The organism is Bradyrhizobium sp. WSM2793 (genome assembly GCF_000379585.1).
Taxonomy (GTDB): domain Bacteria; phylum Pseudomonadota; class Alphaproteobacteria; order Rhizobiales; family Xanthobacteraceae; genus Bradyrhizobium.
The window spans coordinates 186536-208106 of sequence record NZ_KB902772.1 but is presented as its reverse complement, the minus strand read 5'-3'; the positions used below and the strand labels follow the sequence as shown (position 1 = coordinate 208106).

The following is a 21571-nucleotide window of genomic DNA, read 5'->3' as shown; positions in this document are numbered from 1 at the left end:
TCTGTGGCTCCGACCGAGGTGGTGACCGGGCCGCCATGATATACAGCCTGATCGTCACGGCCAAGATGAACGACCTCGATCCACAAGCTTGGCTCGCCGACGTCCTGGCGCGCATCGCTGCACATCCGGCCCACCGGCTCGACGAACTCTTGCCCTGGAATTGGCGCGACCGGAACAAGCAAGCCAATCAGGCTGCCTGAGTGACCGCTGCGCGGTACTCACCGGATGCTTACGATATAGCTCGCCCGCAAACGACCGATGCGTTGGAGCGAGAATTCCAGAACGAAGCAAATTATGTGCATCACTCTCTGCCGAGGCGCAGCGATCGGAGCGTCCGCTTCTGCTCCACCAAAGCAGCCCGCTCGTAGCGCTCTAGCCCTGGAAGCCCTTTCAGATCTGCCGGCAGTGGACCGGTCAGTAGCGCGGCCAACATTGCCTGCCGTAAGCTGCGGATCCGCAGCCGCGCGAGCTTGGACCACGCAAGCGCCATCGCCGCCTCGGGCGCGACCGCACGCCCTAGCCCGGAAGCAATCGCGACAGCAAGATTCGCCGCCTCGGCAGGATCGCTGATATCGCTGCGAGGCCCTCGGCTGATGCTGATCGCGGCGGCCGGAAGCTCGCTCCAATACATTGAAAACTCAACGGTTTTTCGATCAAATAACCGCAAATTTGCTGCAGAAAGGACTGGCATTCCCGCGCAAAAGGAGCGTTAATCATCGCAACCGGCCCGCGGGCCCTTGGCCCCGGTCTCTCCCCTCGCAGTGGCGGGGCTTTTGGTGGTGCGGCGGCAAGCCGCTTTAACCCAGGAGAGACCGGTGACCACGATTGCAACCGACGGCGCCGCGGCGCCCCGCTCTGTCATCACATTCAACCGCCACGACCGCCGCGACTTCATCGGCGGCTCGGACGCCCGCATCATCATGGGCGACGATCAGGACGCGCTCTTGCGCCTGTGGCACGAAAAACGCGGCGAGATCGCGCCGCAAGATTTGTCCCGCAATCTAATCGTCCAACTCGGCAATGCCACCGAGGCGCTCAACCGCGCCTGGTACCAGAGCGCCACCGGACAAGTGATCACCGACGTCCAAAAGCGGGTGCGGCATCCCGTCCATTCCTGGATGACGGCCACGCTGGACGGCATCGTCGCCCCGACCGGCGCGGTGTTCGAGGCCAAGTTCATGCTGCCTTGGGCCTTTACCGAAGAGGCGGCGGCGGACAAGCACATGGCGCAGCTGCAGCACAACATGTGGGTGGTGGCGGCGCGCGCGGCCGTGCTCTCGATCATCACCGGCGGCGGCAAATGGGTCGAGATCACCGTGCATGCCGACCCGCTCTATCAGCACCTGCTGCTGACGGCCGAGAAGAAGTTTTGGCGCTGCGTGCAGAGCGGCGAGCCGCCGCTGCTGTTTGGCATCGAGACCCCACGGCCGCGGCTTGCCGCAGTCAAGGTCGTCGACATGAGCGCCTCCAACGTCTGGGCCGAATGTGCCGCGATCTATCTGCGCACCCGCGACGCCCATGCCGAGCACGAACTGGCCAAGGCCGAGCTCAAGAAGCTCGTGCCAGAGGATGCCAAGGAGGCGTTTGGCCACGGCGTGCGCGCCAAGCGCTCCAAGGCCGGCGCCGTCAGCTTTGATCCGGTTGAGATGGAGGCCGTCCATGCACCAGGCCAGTGAGCACATCGGGGCGATCGCCGCGGCGCTGGCCCGCGCGCAAGCCGAGCTGACCAACCCGGAAAAGACACTGACGGCTCAGATCCGCTCGCCGTTCCTGCGCGATGACGACCGCACCTTCCGCTACGCCTCGCTGGCGAGCGGCCTCGACATCGTGCGCAAGACCCTGAGCCAGCAGGAGATCGCCACCATCCAGACCACCCGGGTCGAACAGACCACCGGCCACATCCACCTCACCACCCTGCTCGCCCATTCCTCCGGCGAGTGGATCTCCTCGGACTGGCCGGTCTGCGCCGCACGGGACATCGAGGCGCCGCATCGCATGGGTGCGGCGCTCACCTACGCCCGACGCTATGCCCTGTTCGCGCTGGTTGGGATTGCCGGCGAGGATGATCTGGATGCCCCGGATACGGCCGCCGGTTCCTCCGCACCGCCTAACCTCAAGGCCTCGCCCGGCAAGGGCGCTCTCAACCGGGCCCCGGTGCTGCGGCCGGGGGAGTCCGCCGCGCTCCGGGAGCAGCTGTTGCGCCAGCTCGAAGCGCTGCCTGCCAGCACCGATCTGCTCAGCTGGGCCATGGCGAGCCTCCCGCTCAAGAATAGCCTGCAGGAGCCGGATGCCCGGCACGTCGAGGCAGCTTATCAGGCCAAGCTTGAGGACGCTGGCCGTGCTCAAGCCGAGCAGACCGCCGACTTGAACGGCACGCCAAGCCTGCCAGCAGCGCCTGCTGCTGACGCCGAGGCCGCGCTGCAGCCAGCGCTCCCCGAGGCCGGGCTCGCCTATCCCAAGGAGCCGTCCCGCAAACGCAGCAAGACGCACCTGTCGTTTGTTAGGGGGCAGCCCTGCCTGGTGTGCCGGCAAACCCCGTGCGATGCCCATCATCTGAAATTCGCTCAAGCCCGGGCGCTCGGCCGCAAGGTCAGCGATGAGTTCACTGTCCCCCTGTGCCGCGAGCATCACCAGGAGCTGCATCAGCATGGCAATGAACGGGCGTGGTGGGCGAACCTGCAGATCGCGCCGCTGCCGGTAGCGCAGGAGCTATGGACGGCGAGCCCCGTCCACGACCCCGCCAACGTCGCCGTCGGCGCCGCGTCGCTTGCGGCAAACTTGGATTCGGAGGCCGCCGGATGAACGGTCTGTTCCAAACCGCGCGCGAGCTCACCGCCACGGCGCTGCCGGTCGAGTTTGCGTCCTTGGCGCCGCCGCCCCTGCTGCTGCCGGGCGAACAGCTCGAACACTACCAGGCGCTCCAGCAAACGATCTTTGCCGACCTCGCGCCGCGGTCCGCCATCGAGTGGCTGCTCGCCATCGACGTCGCGGAGCTGTCCTGGGACATCCAGCGCTACCGCATGTTGCGGCATAAATTGCTCGAGAGCTATCGCCAAAAGGCGGTTGAGGCGGCGCTGCGGCGCATCGATATATTCGGAATCGATCCCAACTTCGAAGATCAAGCCGAATACTACACCCAGCAAAACGCCTTGAGTTGGCGCATTGATCCGGTCGCCGCGACCGAGATCGACGCCCGCCTTGCTGCCTATGGCTTCGATCAAGACGCGATCACTACCGAAGTCTACGTTCAGGCGCGTGAGGTCTTGGCTCTGTTCGAGGGCTTGCTCAATGCCGCACAAACCAAAAGAATGTTGCTGCTTCGTGAGATCAGGAATCAGCGCTTCTTAAGTGGACCGATGCGCCGGCTGCGCTGAACGATTCATCAGCCTAAGGGGCCCGCCGTCGGTCGGCATCCGCCTGGCAGGTGTTCGACAGCGGCTATGTCGTTATTGGCGTGGCATACGGACAGCATAAAAACAGAACGCGTTTGCCGCTTAGCAGCACTGACGTTTCCCGATATCAACAAGTCAGGCAGGTTCCCAACCGATCTTGTGTCCGCAACGCCGGCGGGAGAAAACGTTGCCCAACACTACAAAGCTACCACCCGATCAGGATTTCAGCCACTAAACTAGAGCGGCTGTCACAAAACAATTTTTTGCTCTGATCAATATGAACTGCGGGGGTGAGACATGTTTGATGTCTATTGCAACGGTAAGCGGGACTTTCTCGTCATAAGCAATGGCTCCCCAATGCCCCAGCCCTACTCTTCCAAAAAATGGCGGAGGAGCAGAAGCAGAGTTCACAAGGTCAGCGACGAAATCAAGAAGGCCGTTCAGAGGCAGGGCTATTATCTTCGCAGCTTCGGAAGACTGAGAAGACTCAGGCGAATACGCATCGCTGATCTGGAGCTCCTCTAGAATAACGCGCCTCCGGAAGCAGCAGCCGTCAGATGAGATCCCATCATCAGGCCGAGCCACTTTAACTTCAAGAGAGCGATCGGATCGGGGCAATGCCAGCAAGATCGACGCGGCGAAGTGTCATCTCGCCGGCCTTTTTGCGATAGGTGCTCAGGGGCCTATGCCGCAGAACCCGGTGGCGTTGCATCTCCCAGGAGAGTTCTACAACGTCTATAGCGAGCAGCCATTCGATGGCAGACTGGGGATCGGGGTCGCGGAAGATGACAGCCTGAAGAGTCTGATAGTTGTCGATGTTCTCTCCGGGAAGAAGTTGCGGCGGAGGACACAACGCCTCGAACCGAGGCGGCAAGACGCTGACCGACTGTGGTTGAGGAAGGTTGACAGGTCCATTCATTGACCTTGCGGGCGCGAAGGCGGTGCAGCAACTGTTGCTCCGTTCGCCAGATCGACGGGGCTGCCATCCCAACGCTGCTTTGCGATTGGCCTCGGCGAAATTTGCAGGTTGGTCCACCAGGCTCTTTCGTCTCCGTGTCGGTGCAGGGATTGATGATGCGATCGGCAGAGCGGCTCCGTGCACTCGTCGCTGACTTTGCGACCCAAGGTGCGTGGTTGAGCGAACTTCAGGTGATGCGCATCAGCAGGTGTCTTCTGACAAACCAGACAGACTTGGCTGCGTATAAAAGGGAGATGATCCTTGCTCCATCGTCGCGGCCGCTCTTTGGGGAAGGTAAGACTCGTCTGCTCTCCAGGAGAGGCGTTGGCAGGCGCGTGAACATCGCAGGAGATCTGCGAAGGACGTTGACAAGTGGAAACCGTCCAATCGCTGACACAGGCTGCTATACTGATATCATCACCGATTTCCATCCAGGAAGTGCCATTGATCATGACGAAGTCAAGCTGGATGGCTTTAGCTTCACTTCGTTTGGCGAAATCACGGCAGCAATGGCAGGTCGGATCCGACGTCGAAGTTGACGTCTTGTAAGATACTGGTCTTCGGGACAGCGATCTCCGATTTCGTGAGTGATAATTTCCACCTTCCAGGAGCTCTGCCCGACCAGCAGCACCGCTCTCAGATATTGGAGTGGCACCGCCGCTGATCAGTACGTCGCCATGAACGACAATCTCAAGGCGGGCGGGACGGGTAACACCCTTGTCGGCGGCGCCGGGGACGACAGCTATGTCGTCGGTGCTGCAAGTACCGCTATCATGGGGAAGGAGGCGACGATTGGTTGTTTGGAGGCGGAGGAAACGACACCTTCGTCTGTGGCAAGGGAAGCAGACACGATACGATCGCTGACTTCCCCATGTGTATCCAACTTCAACAGCTGAGCACGCCAAGTTGCTTTTCAAGGGTTATGGCGCAAGCGCGTATCTGACGATTAAGGCAGACGATTGGTCCGTCCACTATGCCGGCGGAGTCGATAAGCTTACGATCGAGAGTGTGACACATGCCTGGATTATTCATTTGTTGCATGGCTTTGACCTCAATTGGGCTTAACGAGGAAGCCTGAAGGTTAGCGGCAAGGGCGCACGCTCGACGACTAGGCGGGTCAGTTGTCAGGGCTTTTGTCGAAATGTCGTTCTTCGGTTTGTCGGCCCCCGAGTGGGATCGCTCGAGCAGGCCGAATTGGCAGCGTGCCGCCTCACTTGGTCGATTGTTGTTTGGAAATAGATCCAGTTGAATCGGATGGCGGATGAGTAAGACAGCCATGACAGATCACCAACTTCCTGCTGAGCTGCCGATCGTTTTCCCCTTCAATCTCGTCGTGTACGGCCCACCACGCCTCTGAATATGGACGAAGGGCAAGTAATACTCTCTCTCGTTCCTTGTTGTGTTCGTATGCAATCGGCGAACTGGTCACGCGCCTCGTCGTGTGAGGTAGATTGGGATTGCGGCCCAATCCATCCCAGGCAATCGCACAGCTCGGCGCTAATGGCGCAGTTGCGCAGCCTGTGAGCAAACAGGCGGCACTTATGGCTGTCATGAGAAATCGTCGAGACATTCGGGGTCCCAATGCAAGCGGCACAAGGCACCCGGTTCCGCTGGGGGAACTTGATGGAAATTGGTTAATGGATGGTTAAATCAACGGGTGATCAGCACCAAAACTCCGTGCTGGCTGCGATCCGATGTATCCCCGTAGTCCCGCCAGCACATCCCGAGGATCGCAGCTGTGCAATGGTCGGCCGTCCGGCTTGATGTCATCCGAAGTTTTGCTGAACTCGTTTCGTTCGTGGCGGCACGCCTTATTGAAAGTCCGCAACGTTCCGCGTCCAACGACGCAAATCTGCTCCAGACTGCGCACGCAGGACAGTATATCAGTCTAAGGCGTCCGTCAGTGACATGACGACTGGGCTCAGGTAGCTCTTGCCTCGCGCACCAGGAGTACAAGGTGGTGCTCTGCAGTCGATCGGATGACGACTTCCGCCAGGAGCAAAGCTGAGCTGGGCCAACCGGCCCGGAGCAACAGATGGTGTTTGGTAACAGCATAATCGCCGCAGTTGCCGTCGTAAGGAAATATCTCCCATTGCAGGTCTCGTTGACTTGCGGGCGGACTTTTGGCGACGATACCGAAGTTGACCGTCGAATTAATGAGGACCCAGCTCGAAACGTTCAAACGAAATGTAACGCTCTTGCCAACCAGCGGGATTTTAATCGTCCCAAATACGGTCGCCGCATTCGCATTCGAATGAGCGTACGGTTTTTTCCCGATCTGGGAAATGCACTACCTTCAGTAGGCGGAGCGTTCTTCCGCAAAATCTACACTTTCTATTTGGCCGGCTTTCGATCTCGCCAATCTTTTCGGCTCTAAACAACTCCATCGTGCCCCCCCGAGGTGTTTATGAGTAAGAGTTAGGCAAATATCTGAGCTCTGTCACTTTAAAAATCAACTTGGCCCAGAGCAGCCCTCCAAACTGCGACGTTCACTGTAAAACGCGGGCGTCCCCGCCGGGTCAGCCGTGTCTACCGTCGTCGCGATCGACTACGAAGGCCACGGCGGCCCGCAAACGGCGCTCAGCCGGAATCTGCTTAGGGACTGCCTCGGACCGCTCGAACTGCTCTGTTCGAGTCACCTACATGAAGCAGACTTCGTGGCGCTCTGCGCTAAGGCCGGGCACGGGCCATAAAGGACCGAGCCTTTGAACTTCAAGGGACTGCCGACGAAGCAGCATGACTTGACGAACGTTCGCCGCGGACCGGCACTCTGTCACTTCCCCTTCCACTTCCAACAAACGGGAGGTCGGAGGCCAAACCCGGCGATTAGCGCATCCCTAATTGCGCCCTAGGATTCGAGTGGGACTTTCCGCGCCAACTTTCAACAACTTCTCATACGTGTCGCGCAGTCTCGCGGTCATGGAAAAGCGCAAAGTACGCCGGCGGCGCGTCTTCAAAGCCGCTATGATCGAATTTCCCGGCGGCGCGTTCAGCTGCGTCGTACGTGATCTGTCGGAGAGCGGGGCACATTTGGAGGTGCCGAGCCAGATTGGAATTCCGCACGAGTTCATGCTGAGCATTCCGACGGCGGAATTGCAGCGGCCGTGCCGAGCGGTGTGGCGCTCCAACAGACGGATTGGGATCGCTTTTGGGTCAGCTTGAGACGTTGTCGTAAAGTTCAGTCTGACTTCTCGCGCACCAGAGGCGTAACTCTGTGTGGACCCTGCCACACCTCAACTAAAGTGTACGCTTCAGAAAAACTTCGGCGCGTACCTCAGTCTTCGTAGTCGGGAAATCAATCTCGTAAGCTGCGCGTTAGACGCCCGGCTAACGGGCGAAGATCGACAATCGTATTCTATCAGGCGCCGTTTCGGTTCGAATGAAATGCTACTCCCGAACCTCGATGACCCCAGGCATTCGGCCACTTGCCAGTTCTCACGCCTACATCGCTGAATCTCTGGCTATGAACACGGACGGCGCGGTCGCCGGTTCGAGACAAAGGTAACAGGATGCATCCAGGATAAAGCCAGTGGGTGCGCCTCTTCGTAATATTTTGGCAGGGTCGGTCAGGTAGGATGTAGTTTTACTTTACCGACAGATCATCAGGCCCTGGGATTACTGTGACCTCAGACTGTAACCATGAACTAGCAGTTATTTCACGCGAAATTGCGGCGAAGCAACTAAGCGTTGAAAACCAAGCGATCTTGATTGAGGTGCTTGAACGTGATGGACACGACATGAATGAGCAAAGAAGACTCCTGGCCAGAGAGCGATCAGCTTTGGCAACGCAGATCGCTCGACAATTTCAGTTGCTAGACAAAAGATGCACGTCGGGCGAATGAGCTTCATTGGCGTGCAACATAAACGACAGAACGTCGGAAGCTTGAGCGCATTGATGTTGACGAGATCGCCTACATGCTTGGCAACGGCGCCAGTTCACGCTGCCGCGTGGTCAACAAGGGGCGGCAATCGAGCTTCCATGGAAGCGTTTCGTGAATCCCACATTCAAATTAATGCTCGAAAAGATCGCGCCGTATATAGTTGCCGACTAATTTGGGCGAATGACAATCGCATTAGGTATCGTTCGAACAGTCTTGACGACAAACTAATCAAGAATGGTTTTCACGGTGCTATCCCCGGCATGGGATCGACGATGTCCAACAATAGACTTGAAACACGCCCGTGGTCACCCGAGGAAGAAGCGCAGCTTCTGAAGCTCATCGAAAGTGGCATGACCGCAAGCGAGGTTGGCCAGGAACTGGGACGCACTCGCTTGGCGGTCTACGGTCGATTGCTGCGCTTCCGCAAACAGCAAGGCCGAGTAAGCCGCACTAGCGGACGTTTGTTCCCGCAATGGGCCGATTAGCTAATTTCATGGCGATCTAACTCCCGTCCGCGTCGCACCATGCTCTTTCGATGGAGGAGCTGCCTGGGATGGTGGGAGCGATCCATGGCGGCGCCTTAGATGAGGCCAACGGCTCGGGGCTTGAACAGCAATGAGCGAAAGAATTCATTAGCTTAGCTAACGGCAGCGTGCCGATTACCGCTGATTACGGCACATGGAATGGGAATGTCGGCCCCGGCTGTTCTCCCAACGTGCGACTGCGGCCGTTTTGAACCTTTCGCTGTATCGTTCAACCCGGTCCACAGCCATGCCTCGAGGCCTTGCCGTCGCGCTATTTGGAATGGGCATCTTTTCGCAGCTCGATCGAGCGTTTTTCTATGGCCGCAATACCGACGCGGCGTTCAGGCTTGCTCGAGAGATTGGCCGCGGATTTGGGCTGTAGAACGGCGCCCTACGTTCATGGGGCTGGCGCATACTCCGCGGCAGCTACTTCTTCAGCAGTATCCCGACGGTCCGCGACGTTCGTCTGACGAACTTTCGGCTGCGATCCTCGATACACCAGCTCCCTTGCGGGCGAGTTTGATCAATCGACACTTTGAGTAGCACAGCGCAACTGGATCGGTATTTAACCAACGATCGGTACATTGAGGCCCCCCGCGGATATGCTGTGGCAAATCATGCACCCATTTGTTCTAGCCCCCTTTGACAAACTTCTGAGGTCGCGTGATGGAAGGCACCTCCTGGGCTGATCTCGACGCAGAGGAGCAACGCGCGATTGCAATACTGGGAGCCGGACTTTCTATCAAGCTTTGTGGACTTTCAGGATGTCGCCGAAATCTAAACGCCTTGCACTGGGAACGGGACGCTTCTGCTGCGCTCGATATTGAAGCCCGCCTTCGCTCGCACGTTCGATCAACACGCCATCAGTATGAAAGTGTACGTTCAAGCACGCGAGATTCCCGTCCTGTTTGAATCGCTCCTGAACGGAGCACAGCTTCGACCCTGACGCTACTCAAGGAGATCAGCAACGTCCGATGTTCAAGAGCTGGCAATATTGCTGGGCGCACAAATCGGCCAAGCGACAGTCATCTTTCCGCGAACAGTCTTGGGGAATAGATCTCGCAAAAACTAAAGGCCACGGAGACTCAAGCGGCCCATCGAGATCGAACGTATCCCTGCTCCACGATTGTGCATCGATTGCCTCACAATCATCATGGCACTTCCATTGCATCGCAATATACTTCGCTTAACAATCAAGAAATTTCAGGCGAACTTTCGATGATCAGGCATGCGGCCCGCATGCTGGCCATGTTGTATTGCGTTTGCGGCCAGCCCGCCTATTCGAACTACGAATCCCAAGCGGTGACGCCACCGCTGTCATTTTCACAGTTCTGCATTCAGTATCCTGAGGATTGCCAGCATCGCGATGATCGCAGGATCCGAGATTTCCGCTCCTCAATTCAACGTTGGCGAGAACTTGCTCATATCAATTCAATGGTCAATTTCGGCATAGCGCCGAAAGATCCGGTCGCAAGCCGGCGTGACACGGAGTGGCAGATATTCCCTTACGAAGGCAATTGCGGCGACTACGGCGTCACCAAGCGCCATCTGCTGCTACGGTCCGGCTGGCCCAGCTCGGCCCTCCTTCTTTCAGAAGTCATCATCCGAGCAACCGGAGAACACCACCTTGTGCTGCTTGTGCGGGAGGGCAGGGCGGTTCTCGTGCTCGACAATCTGAGCCCGGTGGTGGCATCGCTTGTCGATGCCTTGGATCGATTCAGAATCGTGCGGGCGGAGTCAGGCACGGATCCGCAGCGGTGGACGCGGGAAGTCACCGCCTTTTAGCTCTGAGTGCATGCTCATCGGCAGTTGATTGGGTAAAGATACCCGCGGGTGTGATGCGGCGCCTGCGGACACGAAATTCAACAAAATCAGCTAGTTAAAGCTCGATTGCCGCGCTATTGTTAATTCTCTATACCGCTCAACTTGAGGCGCCAGACCGGCAAGTCCAGGAACGGCGAAGGACTTTTTATTCCCATTCTGAGGCCAAATTGACAAGCCATCGACTTAAGCAGCGGATCGCCCTGATAACGGGCGTAACGGGCCAGGACGGAGCTTATCTGGCCGAGCATTTGCTTTCGCTTGGCTACATCGTTCACGGGATCAAGCGGCGCTCGTCCTCGTTCAACACCGCGCGTGTCGATCATCTGTACCAGGACCCGCATCTCGGGAACGTGCCGTTCCTGATGCACTATGGCGACATGACGGATTCGACCAACCTGATCCGCCTAGTGCAGCAGATCCGACCGACGGAGATCTATAATCTCGCCGCTCAAAGCCATGTCGCGGTCAGCTTCGAGAGCCCGGAATACACCGCCAACGCCGACGCGATCGGCGTGCTGCGCCTCCTGGAAGCAATCCGAGTTCTCGGCATGGAGAAGGAGACGCGGTTCTACCAAGCCTCGACATCCGAGCTCTACGGACTGGTGCAGGAGATCCCGCAAAAGGAGACCACGCCGTTCTACCCTCGCTCGCCCTACGGCGTCGCCAAGCTCTACGGCTATTGGATCACGGTAAACTATCGCGAAGCCTACGGCATGTTCGCGAGCAACGGCATCCTTTTCAACCATGAGAGTCCGATCCGCGGCGAGACCTTTGTAACTCGCAAGATCACCCGTGGCGTCGCTCGCATCGAGGTCGGGCTTGAGGATACGCTCTATCTCGGCAATCTTTCGGCGAAACGCGACTGGGGCCACGCCCGGGACTACGTTGAGGGTATGCACATGATCCTCCAGGCGGACAAGCCTGGCGATTTCGTGCTCGCCACCGGCGAGACCCGCTCGGTCCGAGAGATGGTCGAACTCGCCTTCGCGCAAGTTGGGAGACGCATCGAATGGCGCGGCCAAGGAGTCGACGAAACGGGCGTTGATAGCAAAAACGGCAAGACTCTGGTGCGGATCGACCCCACCTATTTTCGGCCAACCGAGGTCGATTTGCTAATCGGCGACGCCAGCAAGGCACGGCAGGTGCTAGGCTGGAGGCCAAAGCGAACCTTTGCCCAGCTCGTAGAAGAAATGGTAGCGAGCGATCTAGCTGAAGCAATGCGGGACGCCGGAAGTGGCAAGCATACCGTTTGAACTCAAAGGTAAGAGCGTTTATGTCGCTGGCCATCATGGCATGGTTGGCAGCGCGATCATACGCCGCTTGGCGCGTGAGGACGTGAAGATCGTCACGGTGGAGCGGAATCAGGTCGATCTCTGCAACCAGGCCGCCGTATTCGACTGGTTCTCCAGAACACGACCGCAAGTCGTATTTCTCGCCGCTGCAAAAGTCGGCGGCATCGTCGCGAACAACACGTTGCGCGCTGAGTTCATCTACGACAACATCGCGATAGCCAGTAATGTGATCCATGCTGCGCACCTAAGCGGCGCAGAGAAACTGATGTTTCTAGGCTCCTCCTGCATCTATCCGAAGCTGGCGCCTCAGCCGCTCCGCGAGGATGCAGTGTTATCTGGTCCGCTGGAACCCACCAATGAGCCGTACGCGATCGCCAAGATCGCGGGCATCAAGATGGCGGAGGCCTATCGCAGCCAGCACGGATGCGACTTCATCAGCGTGATGCCGACCAATCTCTACGGCCCGGGCGACAACTATCATCCCGAGCACAGTCATGTGGTTGCCGCCCTAATCCGCCGCTTCCACGAGGCGAAGATCACAGGCGCAACGAGCGTGGCGGTTTGGGGCACCGGCGCACCGCGGCGCGAATTCCTTTATGTCGACGACATGGCGGATGCTTGCGTGCATCTGATGAGGACATATTCAAGTTCGGAACTGATCAACATCGGAACCGGCGAGGACATCACTATTGCCGAATTTGCACAGCTTGTGGCCGACATCGTCGGATACGTTGGAAGAATCACTTTCGACACTTCCCGTCCGGATGGAACGCCCCGCAAGCTGCTCGACGTCAGCCGACTTGCTCGACTGGGCTGGCGCGCGGCAACGCCACTCAGCGATGGAATGAGGTTAGCCTATAAGAGTTACTTAGCAGGCGCATGAGACGTGAAAAATACAGGCCGCTCCTGGCCAAAGATAAGCCTGATGGGCGAGAAGCCTACGAAAGCAGCAGCCTCCAGCAACGCGATGCGAACCCTCCTCAGCGAGGATATATTGAGTACGTTTGCACTTATAGAGCAGTCGCATAAACCGCACGACCGTCCCAGGAAGTTTCGAAGAAACGACTATCGACGGCAGCTCAGTACGCGCGGCGCAGGACCGGGCCGACAGGCGCGCAAACCCGGTCCATGTACCAGCCATAGGGCGTCTCGACCCGCACCAACGGGCAGCGGCGCCACGGCACATACCGGTAGGGATACGACTGCGCCCAGAACGTAACAGGCGTCACTTGGCTCTGGCCCGTGAGCAGGGCGGCCGGCGCTGGCATTTGCATCGCAGCGCTTGCTCCGCTCGCTGCGCATAGGGAAACGGTCGCGGCCAATAGTCCAGCTCGCATCGATGTCTTAAGCATCCCAAAAGCTCCTCGCCCCGGCAGATTTCAGCCGTCGCCAAATCCCACAGCCCCAACGTCACGGAGCCACGCCGCGACTGGCCGAAAGAGTGAACCAGATGTACCAAGGCCACGGGCCGAAAAGCAACCGATGCCCGGGGGGGAAGCCCATTCTTAGTCAATATGGCGCAGAAGTGTGGCTTCTCGGTCCTATTTCTCAACGCCCAAGACGCCGGGGGCGGCTAGGTCAGGTGAACGGCGGTACGCATCCCGCAAGAACCGGTAGTTGACCGTCTGAGCCATAGGCACATCTTCCTCGCCGAGCTTCGCAAAAATGAGGATATCCCGCAGCGTCCGCCAGCGACTTTCGTCGTAATCGCCAATGCGGCCGCCCGTCGGCAACACTAGCTCGCGCTGCAGCTGTAGGTCGTATCTCAGCCGCTCGGAGTTCAGGCCGGCCGGGCCGGTGCCAGCGAGAACGGGCACGCTCTTTGCATAGTCGGCATAAACGAATTGCCAACCTCGAATGAGGCCCTGGAGGACATCGGCAATCACGGACGGCTGGTCGAGGATGAGATCATTGCTCGCGAAATAGACTTGGCCGGGGACATGGATGCCGTAGTCCTGCGGTTTGATGACGTTCAGCTTCACGAAGGTCGAGCTGGAGGGATCGGGCTGCTCGTCAATAGCAGCAACGATCGCGTCCACCTCCCCGGCCCGCAGTGCTTCGAAGCTATCGCGGTCTCGGACCTCGGTTATATGGCTTCGGGGAAGCCCGAGCTGCGCCAGCATGGCGTCGAAAACGACGCCACCCTCACTCGCTCTACGGTATCCAATTCTTTTTCCGATCAGATCCCCCGGCTGCCGCAAGCCTGAGCTTTCGAGCGTGAAGATCGCGGCCGAGGTATCAAGCAAGCTTGCAGCGAAGGCAGTTACGGGCACGCCGCGCCAGCTTGCCAGTAGGAAGTTCTGACCGCTCGTCACGCCGATGGCACTTTGGCGTGCAATGGTTTGGACGAAGTCAGGGTCTTCGGGCTGAGCCAAGACCTCAACGCGGGAGGAAAAATAGCCCCCCCTCGATGCAGCGAGTTCGCCGGCAAACCGAGCACTATATCGCCCGTCAAGGAGGAGCTTGACTGGCACAGCTTTAGAAGCTGTCGGCGTTCGTATGGGGGTCGCTTCAGGACGAAGAAGGAGAAGCAGGATACCCACCAAAGCGATGGCCGCAAGACCAGTAGCAAGGTACCGCCTCCCTCTCCGTCGGGTCCGCTTCCGGTCCTGGGTTGGCAACAAGAACTCCTAACGGTCTATAAATTTGACATATCACTTGAGGCGAGATGAGCTACAATCCGCCTTGGGGGTAAGGTTAATTTTTCCTTCACCTTGTTTTAACAGCGCTTTTGACCGATAGCACGGCTTATTCGGGTAATAAATTTCGCGTCAATGGATTTCGCAGGATGACAATTATTACTACTCGACCACTGCCCGTTCCTGATTCTGCGACGGGAATTCCCGTGGCCGAGCAAGCTGCTTCAACATCTACAAGCTTTTCGCCAAGCTGGCTGCGCCCTGAGGTTGTTGAACGCTCAATGGCCGTAGTTGATGCAGCGTTGATCGTGGTCAGTGGGATTGGCTGCGCGGTCGGCTATCTGTTGTCGACCGCGGGCCTCGTCGGCAAAGCAGACGTGTATGCGGCGGCTAGTGTCTTGGTTGCAGTCAATTTTGTTCTTCTGAACGTAGTGCAGCAGGGCTATCGACTCCGAACCATCACGGACCTGCCACGCACATTGCGAATGACAACCGCGACGTGGACCGCTCTGTTCGGTGCGCTGCTAGCGATCGCCTTCACAATGAAGGTCAGCGAGGAGTTCTCCCGAGGAAGCACGATCTCGTTCTACCTGGTCGGCCTTGCCGCCCTGGTCGCCTGGAAGACCGTGGCGGCGCGGTGGACTGCGAATTCCTTGCGCACCGGCGCCTTCGCCAACGGGAGGGCGATTATGATCGCCGAGTTCGGCCTTGCCACCTCGTCCAACGCGATCGACGACCTCGGCCAGCACGGCTATCGCTTGATGCGAATCATGGAGATTCCTGCAAGGCAGCTGGCGTCGCCGCTATTGCTCTCCTCGCTCGCACCGCGCTTCGAAGAGCTCATCGCCTATGCGCGTGAGAACCGGATCGAGCACATCTTCCTGCTGATGAACTGGAGCCGGCAGCATGCGATCGACAGCATTCTGGACGCACTGAAGATCCTGCCGCTCCCGGTGCATCTGGTGCCGGACGCGACCACGGCGCGCTTTTTGCGCTATCCGCTCTTCGGCACCGGCAACACCTTCACCGCTGAACTGCGTCGCGCCCCGCTGGCCCCTAGCGAGCGCGCGCTCAAGCGCACGCTCGACGTCATCGGCGCGAGCCTTGGGTTGCTGGTGTTCGCGCCGGTGATGCTGGTGACCGCGATCTTGATCAAGCTGACCTCGAAGGGCTCCGTGTTCTTCCGCCAGACCCGCCACGGCTTCGGCGGGCGCGCGTTCAGGATATTCAAATTCCGCACCATGCGCGTGCTCGAGGACGGCCCGACCATCACGCAGGCGCAGAAGAACGACCCTCGTGTCACGCTGATTGGCAAATGGCTACGTAAGACCTCGATCGATGAGCTGCCGCAGCTCTTCAACGTGCTCAAGGGCGACATGTCGCTGGTCGGCCCCCGCCCGCACGCGGCCGCCCACAACACCGAATATGAGCAGATCATCGGCAACTACGCCTTCCGCCACCACGTCAAGCCTGGCATCACCGGTTGGGCGCAAGTTAATGGTTACCGCGGAGAAATCCGCGCGATCGAGCTTATGCAGAAGAGAGTCGAGCTCGACATCTGGTATATCAATAACTGGACCGTCAGACTTGATCTTAAGATCCTACTTCTGACTGTAGCCACAAGTTTGCGCGATCCGAATGCATATTGAAAACAAGAGATTTCGAGGCTGAGGGACTAATGGAAAAAAGCATTTTGATCTTTGGCGGCTCCGGTTTCGTCGGAACCCATCTGCTGCGTCGGTTACGACAGACCTCCACAGCCACAATTGTGAGCGTCGACTTGCGAGCGCCTGCTGCGCCTGTCTCTGGCGTCGAGTACAAGATCGGCGATGTACGCAACCTCAGCAACTTTGACACGTCCGGCGAGATAACAACCATCTACAACCTTGCCGCAATACACCGTACGCCTGGGCACCCCGACCACGAATATTATGAGACAAACGTCGGCGGAGCTGTAGAGATCGCTGCACTGGCCAGACGCAATCACGTGCCGCAGATCGTCTTCACAAGTTCGATCTCCGTGTACGGCCCTGGTGAAGATACCAAGCTGGAAGACACTCCCCCTGCGCCGAGCTCCAGTTACGGCAGGTCGAAATTCCTAGCTGAACAGGTGTTTCGAGGATGGATGACAGAACGCGATGATCGAAAGCTAGTCATCACTCGACCAGCAGTCGTTTTCGGAGTAGGAGAAAACGGGAATTTTACTCGGCTCGCTACTCTACTGCAGAAGGGCTTTTTTGTTTATCCGGGCCGGCGCGACACAATCAAGGGCTGCTTCTATGTCGAAGACCTGATCAATGCCATCGAATTTGCTCGTTCGTGCCCGGAGCGTTTCGTCTTGTTCAATGCGTGCTACCCAGATCGCTATACGATTGAGGACATCGTTACAGCATTCCGGACTACTCACTTTCCGAATGCGCGAGAGCTTCTGCTTCCCGAAGCTGCGGTGAAAGCTGCGGCGGCGATTCTCAAGCCGTTCTCGGCGGTCGGCGTTGGCATTCATCCTGATCGCGTGATAAAGCTCGTCAAGTCTACCAATGTCGTTCCTGGTTGGCTGCAATCCAAGGGTCAAGCGCCACTCGGGCAACTCCAATCAGCCCTCTTGCGTTGGCGAAACGATTCGTCTGGATGCTTCACCTAGTGCCGCGACATGGGTCTGTGTGAATTGTTCGGACAGGTGAACAGCGCGGTCAAGCTTTTGATGATCGAGAGGTCGGTTGATGGGGGGCGCATCTTTTGTGTTTAGCGCGTTCGGTGTTTACGTTTGCGACTAGTAATTTGACAGAGGCAGGTGTTTGAGCGTTGCTGACGCACTCTCGTCGTTACGCGCAGCGGCTCTTTGAAAGCGGCGCGGGAGCAAGCTATTCATGGATGAATTGCGGTCGGTCGACCCGGAATTCACTTATCCATGGGCCGAAGGCCATGCTTCACGATGACAAAAACATTCACTCTGCCACTTCACATGCTTGGAACATCGCAACACAAAGAGCAAAGACACTTAGCCTGCGAAACCCGATTATACGGTGAGTTGCGCCTCTGATATCGACCGAAGGTTACCGCTTCCTCTCTTCTCGCATGAGTAACGAAGCATGAGTAACGAGCTTTGTTCAGACGAGCGAATTCATCACGGTCCAACTTGTTTGAGGCGAGCCGCAGCGATGGCCTCCTCCGGCTGCTGTAGAACAAAAAACTCGGGTAATCATTTGCAAATCGACGACAGTTTTTTTGCGGACGTTGTCCAGGCCGGCGGGTGGGACTGCTCATCTGTTTGTTGCCACGACGAGCATCTCACTCGTTTCGAACGTCTGCTTGCCCAGGCAGATTCTATCAAACCGAAGATCGTGCGATCTGCCTTGGCCGAGAGTGCGCGCGCAGCCAGAGCAAGGAGCGACCCCGTCACTTCGCAACAACGTACTATTGCCGAAGTATCCGCGGGTGTTAGCGCCGTGATGCTTCTCGCATACGTGGTTTGGATATTAGCGCGTGCACAAGCGAGCGGCGTCAAAAGACTGTATTTTCTTGCGCGTGACGGCCAGATCTTACTGAAGATGGCTCGTAAGATCATAAGACACTCTGGATTGGACCTAGACGCAAGATATTTGTTTGTTTCTCGTCAAAGCTTGCACCTTCCCGGAATCCAGGACCTTTCCGAGGACGACATCAAGTCACTGGGGTTTCACACCGATCAAACCGTCGGCGAAATTTTATCGAGGCTTGGTCTGAGCGGTGATCCTTCTGCTCTGAAGCTGCTGGCCGATGCTGGCTTCAAATCTCCCTTGGCCAAGCTAACGGCTCAACAAATCTCCGATCTTGCATCCACATTGCGATCCGGCCATCTGGAACATGTGATCAGGAACGCAACACGTCAACGAGCGGTGCTCGTCGATTATCTAAGGCAGGAAGGATTCTTCACCGAGGAAAAGATCGGCATCGTCGATTTGGGCTGGAAAGGCGGTCTACAGCGGTCTCTATACGCTGCAGTACAGTCGCATGATCCAACTTTCGTCAACCGCGTTCACGGGTTTTATTTCCGGCTGCTCAGCCGCCCCGCCGGCGTGGGCACTCTTGAGTCCTATGTCAACGAGGGGCGCGCAGCATCGCTGGCTCCCTTTATACGCGCCTCACTGTTCGAAGCGATCTGCGCCGCGCAGCACGGGACGACCATTTCCCATGAGAGAGAAGCAAATGGCACCGCCCGGCCAGTCCGTGCTCCGTACGCGGAGAATGATCCGGCGAGCGTCTGGGGAGTTGGGCTACAGCACGATATCATTAAGGCATTCACAGACGAAGTATTGGCTAATTTGGGCATAGCGGGTCAGAACATCTTGGAATTGGGCTCAGACCTGACAGAAGCCTCCTTTCTCGTTCTTCGTGCCTTCATTAGTCACCCGACTCGGAAAGAAGCTGAGGCGATGGGCTCGTTCCCCCACGCACCCAGCCAGTTTCATCGTGAGTTTTCGGAAATCGCTCCTCGCCTTCGACTCGACCAGTTGCCCTTGGCCCTCACAAGCAAGAATAACACAGTTGTATCTGAGTGGATCGAAGGATCGATAGCCCGCAGCTTTCCGGGCCCGATTGCTTCGCTTCTACTTGCGGTTCTTGCACCGATCAGGCGATCGCCCCTTTATCCAAGCAACAAACGCCTTTGAACGAACCTAGCAGTCCCTCAGCCAAAAATGTTAGCTCTGAAGAGTAGATGGCCTTGGCTTGGCCTCCGTTCGCCCCACCAGATCTAGCCGTTGGCGCACCGCCGATCACCGAAAGCGTCAGATGAAGCTGAAGTCGGACGCATGAAGGTTCGACAGCGCGACGTGATTCAAGGTCAGGACGTCCGACTTGTCGATGGTAATGACCACGCTGCTTCCCACCTGTTGGGCGTCGGCTAGCAAGTGGGCGAAATCCGGAACCATCGCGCGGCTGATGTCGATGTGGTCACCCTGCATTGTGGCGGTGCTTGGAGTGAAGTCGTTGATAACCTGCTTACCAAAACCCGGGTTGAAGACGAAAGTGTCTGCCCCGGCGCCGCCGGTCAGTTTGTCCCCGCCACGGCCGATTAGCACGTCGGCGCCCGCTCCGCCAGTTAGAGTCTGGTTGGCCTGGTTAGAGTAAAGAGTAACGCCAGGAGCGCTCCCTGTGTTTCCGGCTGCGTCTGTCGCGGTCTCTGTCAAGCTGTGTACAGCCGACTTGGACAGCTGGCTTGTCAAGCTCCACGAGCCATTCGAGGAGAAGGTCGTCCCTATCAGCTTCCCGTTGTCGTACAGCGAAATGGTCGAGTCGGTTGTGCTGATGCCGCTGATCGTGACCGAGTTTGACCCGGTCGGCACAACGTTGACGATACCCGGGACCGGTGCAATGGTGTCAACTATGAAGTTGAGAGCGGCGCTGGCCGCGCTCATTTGGCCGGATCCATTCGAGGCGACGGCCGTCATTTGGTGAGAACCGTCCGGCAATGCGCCCAAGACAAAGCTCCAGGCACCATTGGCATCCGCAGCGATAGAACCCATGGCGAGCGAATTGTCGTAAACTGTCACCACGGCGCCAGCTTGGGCGATCCCGGTAATAGCCTGTTGCGCCGTGTTGTGCACCGCATTGACGTATCCGTTCACGATGCTGGCATCACTCAGAGCCTCGGGCGCAGCCGGCGGAGCGGGCGGTACCGTGGTAGATTGCTCGATCTCGATGATGATCGGATCGGCCGATAAGCCAACGGTTATGCTGCTCACGTTGGAAACGGTCTGAATGGCGGTAGTCCCTTTAATGGGGTCGAAAATCTTGATGCTTGAGACCGCGCTAGGCAAGCTGATCGTTACTTCCGATGTTGGCGGCGTCACGACGCTGGTGCCGTTGTAAAGTGTGGCATTGCCATTCCAGAGAACGATGTCGAAAGCACCGCTCGACTTTTCCAACAGCATCGACGACGCAGTGCTCGGCAGACCGTAGATGTTATAGGCAAGAGTTCCAGGCGATGTGAGCGGCGGACCTTTGTCTTCGAGAATATGCGTCAGGTTGCTAATGTCTACGGCGGCGGGTTTCGGAGTCCCGTCAGCGTTGAAGAGGCCGAAGTGCTGCTCTTGGTCACTCGACGCGTTAGGCTCATCCATTAGCTCATACAGGAAGGTGATGGCGGCTCCCGCCTTGTAACCGTCCAGCAGCGCGTTGGTGTCGATGATGCCCTGGGTGTAGGCATCAGCCACGCCTCCGCCCCAGGTCGATGTGTTGAAGCCCGAACTGGAGACGCCGGTTTCAGTGATGTAGACGGGTTTGCCGGGATTGGACGCCTGAGCGGCTGCGACCCAGGCATTGATACCGTCCTGCAACTGCTGGCCGATGCCTCCATAGACATGGACGTTGGAGGCGTCTGCAAATGTCCCAAAGGAAGGGATCGCGAGTGTGCTGCACTCGGAGGCGGCGATCACGCTGACGCCGGCCATCAGCGGATCTGCTCGCATCGCCGCCTGCAACGCGGCGTCGTCGGCCGCGCCCCAGCTCAGATTCCCGTGAGAGGAAATTCCGTTGAGATAGTAGGTGTTGGTCGTGTATTCATTCGACCCTTCCAGCGCAATGATGCTGCCGGGCACGGCCATTTCGAGAGCATCTGCGCGTACAAGGTCGGCTGCCGCATTCACCTGGCTCGCCTGATCCGCGTAGAAGGAATTTGACTCGAGAAGAACAAAACGGACTCCGGTCTCGGCCAGCGCGATATACGTCGAAAGCGCGGTGGCGGGCGGGATGCCGTCACGGACATTCGAAATGCCAAGATAGGATAACTCGCTCAGGATGTGAGTCGGATCGTACGACGCAAGGTGAGTGGCGATGCCGATCGAATCGATAAAGCTTGTCACGCTCGTTGCGGAATTGACTGCATAATCCGCAGTGGAAGCTGAACTGGACATCTCTGGCGCTCCTCAAACTGGACGCGCCCACCGTAGATGGCCGAAGCGCATTTTAGTTTAAGGAAACCGAGCGCTCTTTAACTGATGTGCTTAATGGACGTTTCGCAATCATTCGCCCGCGGCTTCTCGATTTGCTCTGCTCGCGCGCGCCGGCTCGCTCCTTAATGA

At 57.9% G+C, this 21571-nt stretch carries 19 protein-coding genes; 13 read left to right on the top strand and 6 right to left on the bottom strand.

What is annotated here, in order from left to right; all coding sequences use genetic code 11:
* A partial coding sequence (locus A3AS_RS44840) for a transposase domain-containing protein (protein ID WP_198293685.1) occupies nucleotides 1-200 on the top strand: 200 nt, incomplete at its 5' end.
* Between the two features lie 101 nt (nucleotides 201-301).
* On the opposite strand, the gene A3AS_RS0108125 is transcribed toward A3AS_RS44840, so the two are convergent.
* Complete coding sequence (locus A3AS_RS0108125) at nucleotides 302-691, bottom strand: hypothetical protein (protein WP_157644227.1); 390 nt, start codon at nucleotides 689-691, stop codon at nucleotides 302-304.
* Nucleotides 692-824: 133 nt separating this feature from the next.
* On the opposite strand from A3AS_RS0108125, the gene A3AS_RS0108120 reads away from it, so the two are divergent.
* From A3AS_RS0108120 to A3AS_RS0108110, 3 genes are read left to right on the top strand one after another with little or no spacing between them, the layout of a single operon-like run.
* Nucleotides 825-1676, top strand: a complete 852-nt coding sequence (locus tag A3AS_RS0108120; protein WP_371260663.1) for a YqaJ viral recombinase family protein — start codon at nucleotides 825-827, stop codon at nucleotides 1674-1676.
* Nucleotides 1660-2802: an ERF family protein gene (locus A3AS_RS0108115; protein WP_018317101.1), complete on the top strand. Its 1143-nt coding sequence runs from the start codon at nucleotides 1660-1662 to the stop codon at nucleotides 2800-2802. The genes A3AS_RS0108120 and A3AS_RS0108115 overlap by 17 nt, the downstream gene beginning before the upstream one ends.
* Nucleotides 2799-3374, top strand: a complete 576-nt coding sequence (locus tag A3AS_RS0108110; RefSeq protein ID WP_018317100.1) for a hypothetical protein — start codon at nucleotides 2799-2801, stop codon at nucleotides 3372-3374. Before A3AS_RS0108115 ends, A3AS_RS0108110 begins: the two co-directional genes overlap by 4 nt.
* A 610-nt stretch (nucleotides 3375-3984) precedes the next feature.
* Here A3AS_RS0108110 and A3AS_RS44835 read toward each other — a convergent pair.
* Nucleotides 3985-4311: a hypothetical protein gene (locus A3AS_RS44835; protein ID WP_198293684.1), complete on the bottom strand. Its 327-nt coding sequence runs from the start codon at nucleotides 4309-4311 to the stop codon at nucleotides 3985-3987.
* A 716-nt stretch (nucleotides 4312-5027) separates the two neighbouring features.
* Between A3AS_RS44835 and A3AS_RS0108095 the strand changes: the two genes are divergently transcribed.
* Nucleotides 5028-5246, top strand: a complete 219-nt coding sequence (locus A3AS_RS0108095; protein ID WP_157644226.1) for a hypothetical protein — start codon at nucleotides 5028-5030, stop codon at nucleotides 5244-5246.
* Here the strand turns inward: A3AS_RS0108095 and A3AS_RS47075 are convergent.
* Nucleotides 5236-5628: a hypothetical protein gene (locus A3AS_RS47075; RefSeq protein ID WP_157644225.1), complete on the bottom strand. Its 393-nt coding sequence runs from the start codon at nucleotides 5626-5628 to the stop codon at nucleotides 5236-5238. The genes A3AS_RS0108095 and A3AS_RS47075 overlap by 11 nt on opposite strands.
* A 643-nt stretch (nucleotides 5629-6271) precedes the next feature.
* Nucleotides 6272-6532, bottom strand: coding sequence for a transglutaminase-like cysteine peptidase (locus A3AS_RS48905; protein WP_371260662.1), 261 nt, complete (start codon nucleotides 6530-6532; stop codon nucleotides 6272-6274).
* A gap of 737 nt (nucleotides 6533-7269) precedes the next feature.
* Here A3AS_RS48905 and A3AS_RS0108090 point away from each other — a divergent pair.
* The 5 genes from A3AS_RS0108090 to A3AS_RS0108060 all read left to right on the top strand — a co-directional run bounded on the left by A3AS_RS0108090 (nucleotide 7270) and on the right by A3AS_RS0108060 (nucleotide 12754).
* Nucleotides 7270-7512, top strand: a complete 243-nt coding sequence (locus A3AS_RS0108090; RefSeq protein ID WP_049814819.1) for a PilZ domain-containing protein — start codon at nucleotides 7270-7272, stop codon at nucleotides 7510-7512.
* An 817-nt stretch (nucleotides 7513-8329) separates the two neighbouring features.
* Nucleotides 8330-8716, top strand: coding sequence for a hypothetical protein (locus tag A3AS_RS48900; protein ID WP_245283162.1), 387 nt, complete (start codon nucleotides 8330-8332; stop codon nucleotides 8714-8716).
* A gap of 1257 nt (nucleotides 8717-9973) precedes the next feature.
* Complete coding sequence (locus tag A3AS_RS0108070) at nucleotides 9974-10540, top strand: transglutaminase-like cysteine peptidase (RefSeq protein ID WP_026201784.1); 567 nt, start codon at nucleotides 9974-9976, stop codon at nucleotides 10538-10540.
* A gap of 206 nt (nucleotides 10541-10746) precedes the next feature.
* Nucleotides 10747-11832 carry a GDP-mannose 4,6-dehydratase gene (gene gmd / locus A3AS_RS0108065; protein WP_018317091.1) on the top strand — a complete coding sequence of 362 codons (1086 nt, stop codon included), beginning with the start codon at nucleotides 10747-10749 and terminating at the stop codon, nucleotides 11830-11832.
* The gene (locus A3AS_RS0108060; protein WP_018317090.1) at nucleotides 11813-12754 is read left to right on the top strand and encodes a GDP-L-fucose synthase; all 942 of its coding nucleotides are present in this window, start codon (nucleotides 11813-11815) and stop codon (nucleotides 12752-12754) included. The genes gmd and A3AS_RS0108060 overlap by 20 nt, the downstream gene beginning before the upstream one ends.
* Before the next feature lie 658 nt (nucleotides 12755-13412).
* Here the strand turns inward: A3AS_RS0108060 and A3AS_RS0108050 are convergent.
* Nucleotides 13413-14345 carry an ABC transporter substrate-binding protein gene (locus tag A3AS_RS0108050; RefSeq protein ID WP_020508640.1) on the bottom strand — a complete coding sequence of 311 codons (933 nt, stop codon included), beginning with the start codon at nucleotides 14343-14345 and terminating at the stop codon, nucleotides 13413-13415.
* Nucleotides 14346-14716: 371 nt separating this feature from the next.
* On the opposite strand from A3AS_RS0108050, the gene A3AS_RS0108045 reads away from it, so the two are divergent.
* The 3 genes from A3AS_RS0108045 to A3AS_RS43300 all read left to right on the top strand — a co-directional run bounded on the left by A3AS_RS0108045 (nucleotide 14717) and on the right by A3AS_RS43300 (nucleotide 19159).
* Complete coding sequence (locus A3AS_RS0108045; protein WP_245283161.1) at nucleotides 14717-16159, top strand: undecaprenyl-phosphate glucose phosphotransferase; 1443 nt, start codon at nucleotides 14717-14719, stop codon at nucleotides 16157-16159.
* Nucleotides 16160-16188: 29 nt separating this feature from the next.
* The gene (locus A3AS_RS0108040; protein WP_018317086.1) at nucleotides 16189-17151 is read left to right on the top strand and encodes an NAD(P)-dependent oxidoreductase; all 963 of its coding nucleotides are present in this window, start codon (nucleotides 16189-16191) and stop codon (nucleotides 17149-17151) included.
* A gap of 448 nt (nucleotides 17152-17599) precedes the next feature.
* Nucleotides 17600-19159: a hypothetical protein gene (locus A3AS_RS43300; protein ID WP_157644224.1), complete on the top strand. Its 1560-nt coding sequence runs from the start codon at nucleotides 17600-17602 to the stop codon at nucleotides 19157-19159.
* A gap of 117 nt (nucleotides 19160-19276) precedes the next feature.
* On the opposite strand, the gene A3AS_RS0108030 is transcribed toward A3AS_RS43300, so the two are convergent.
* Nucleotides 19277-21403, bottom strand: coding sequence for an Ig-like domain-containing protein (locus A3AS_RS0108030; protein WP_157644223.1), 2127 nt, complete (start codon nucleotides 21401-21403; stop codon nucleotides 19277-19279).
* Nucleotides 21404-21571 lie beyond the last annotated feature (168 nt).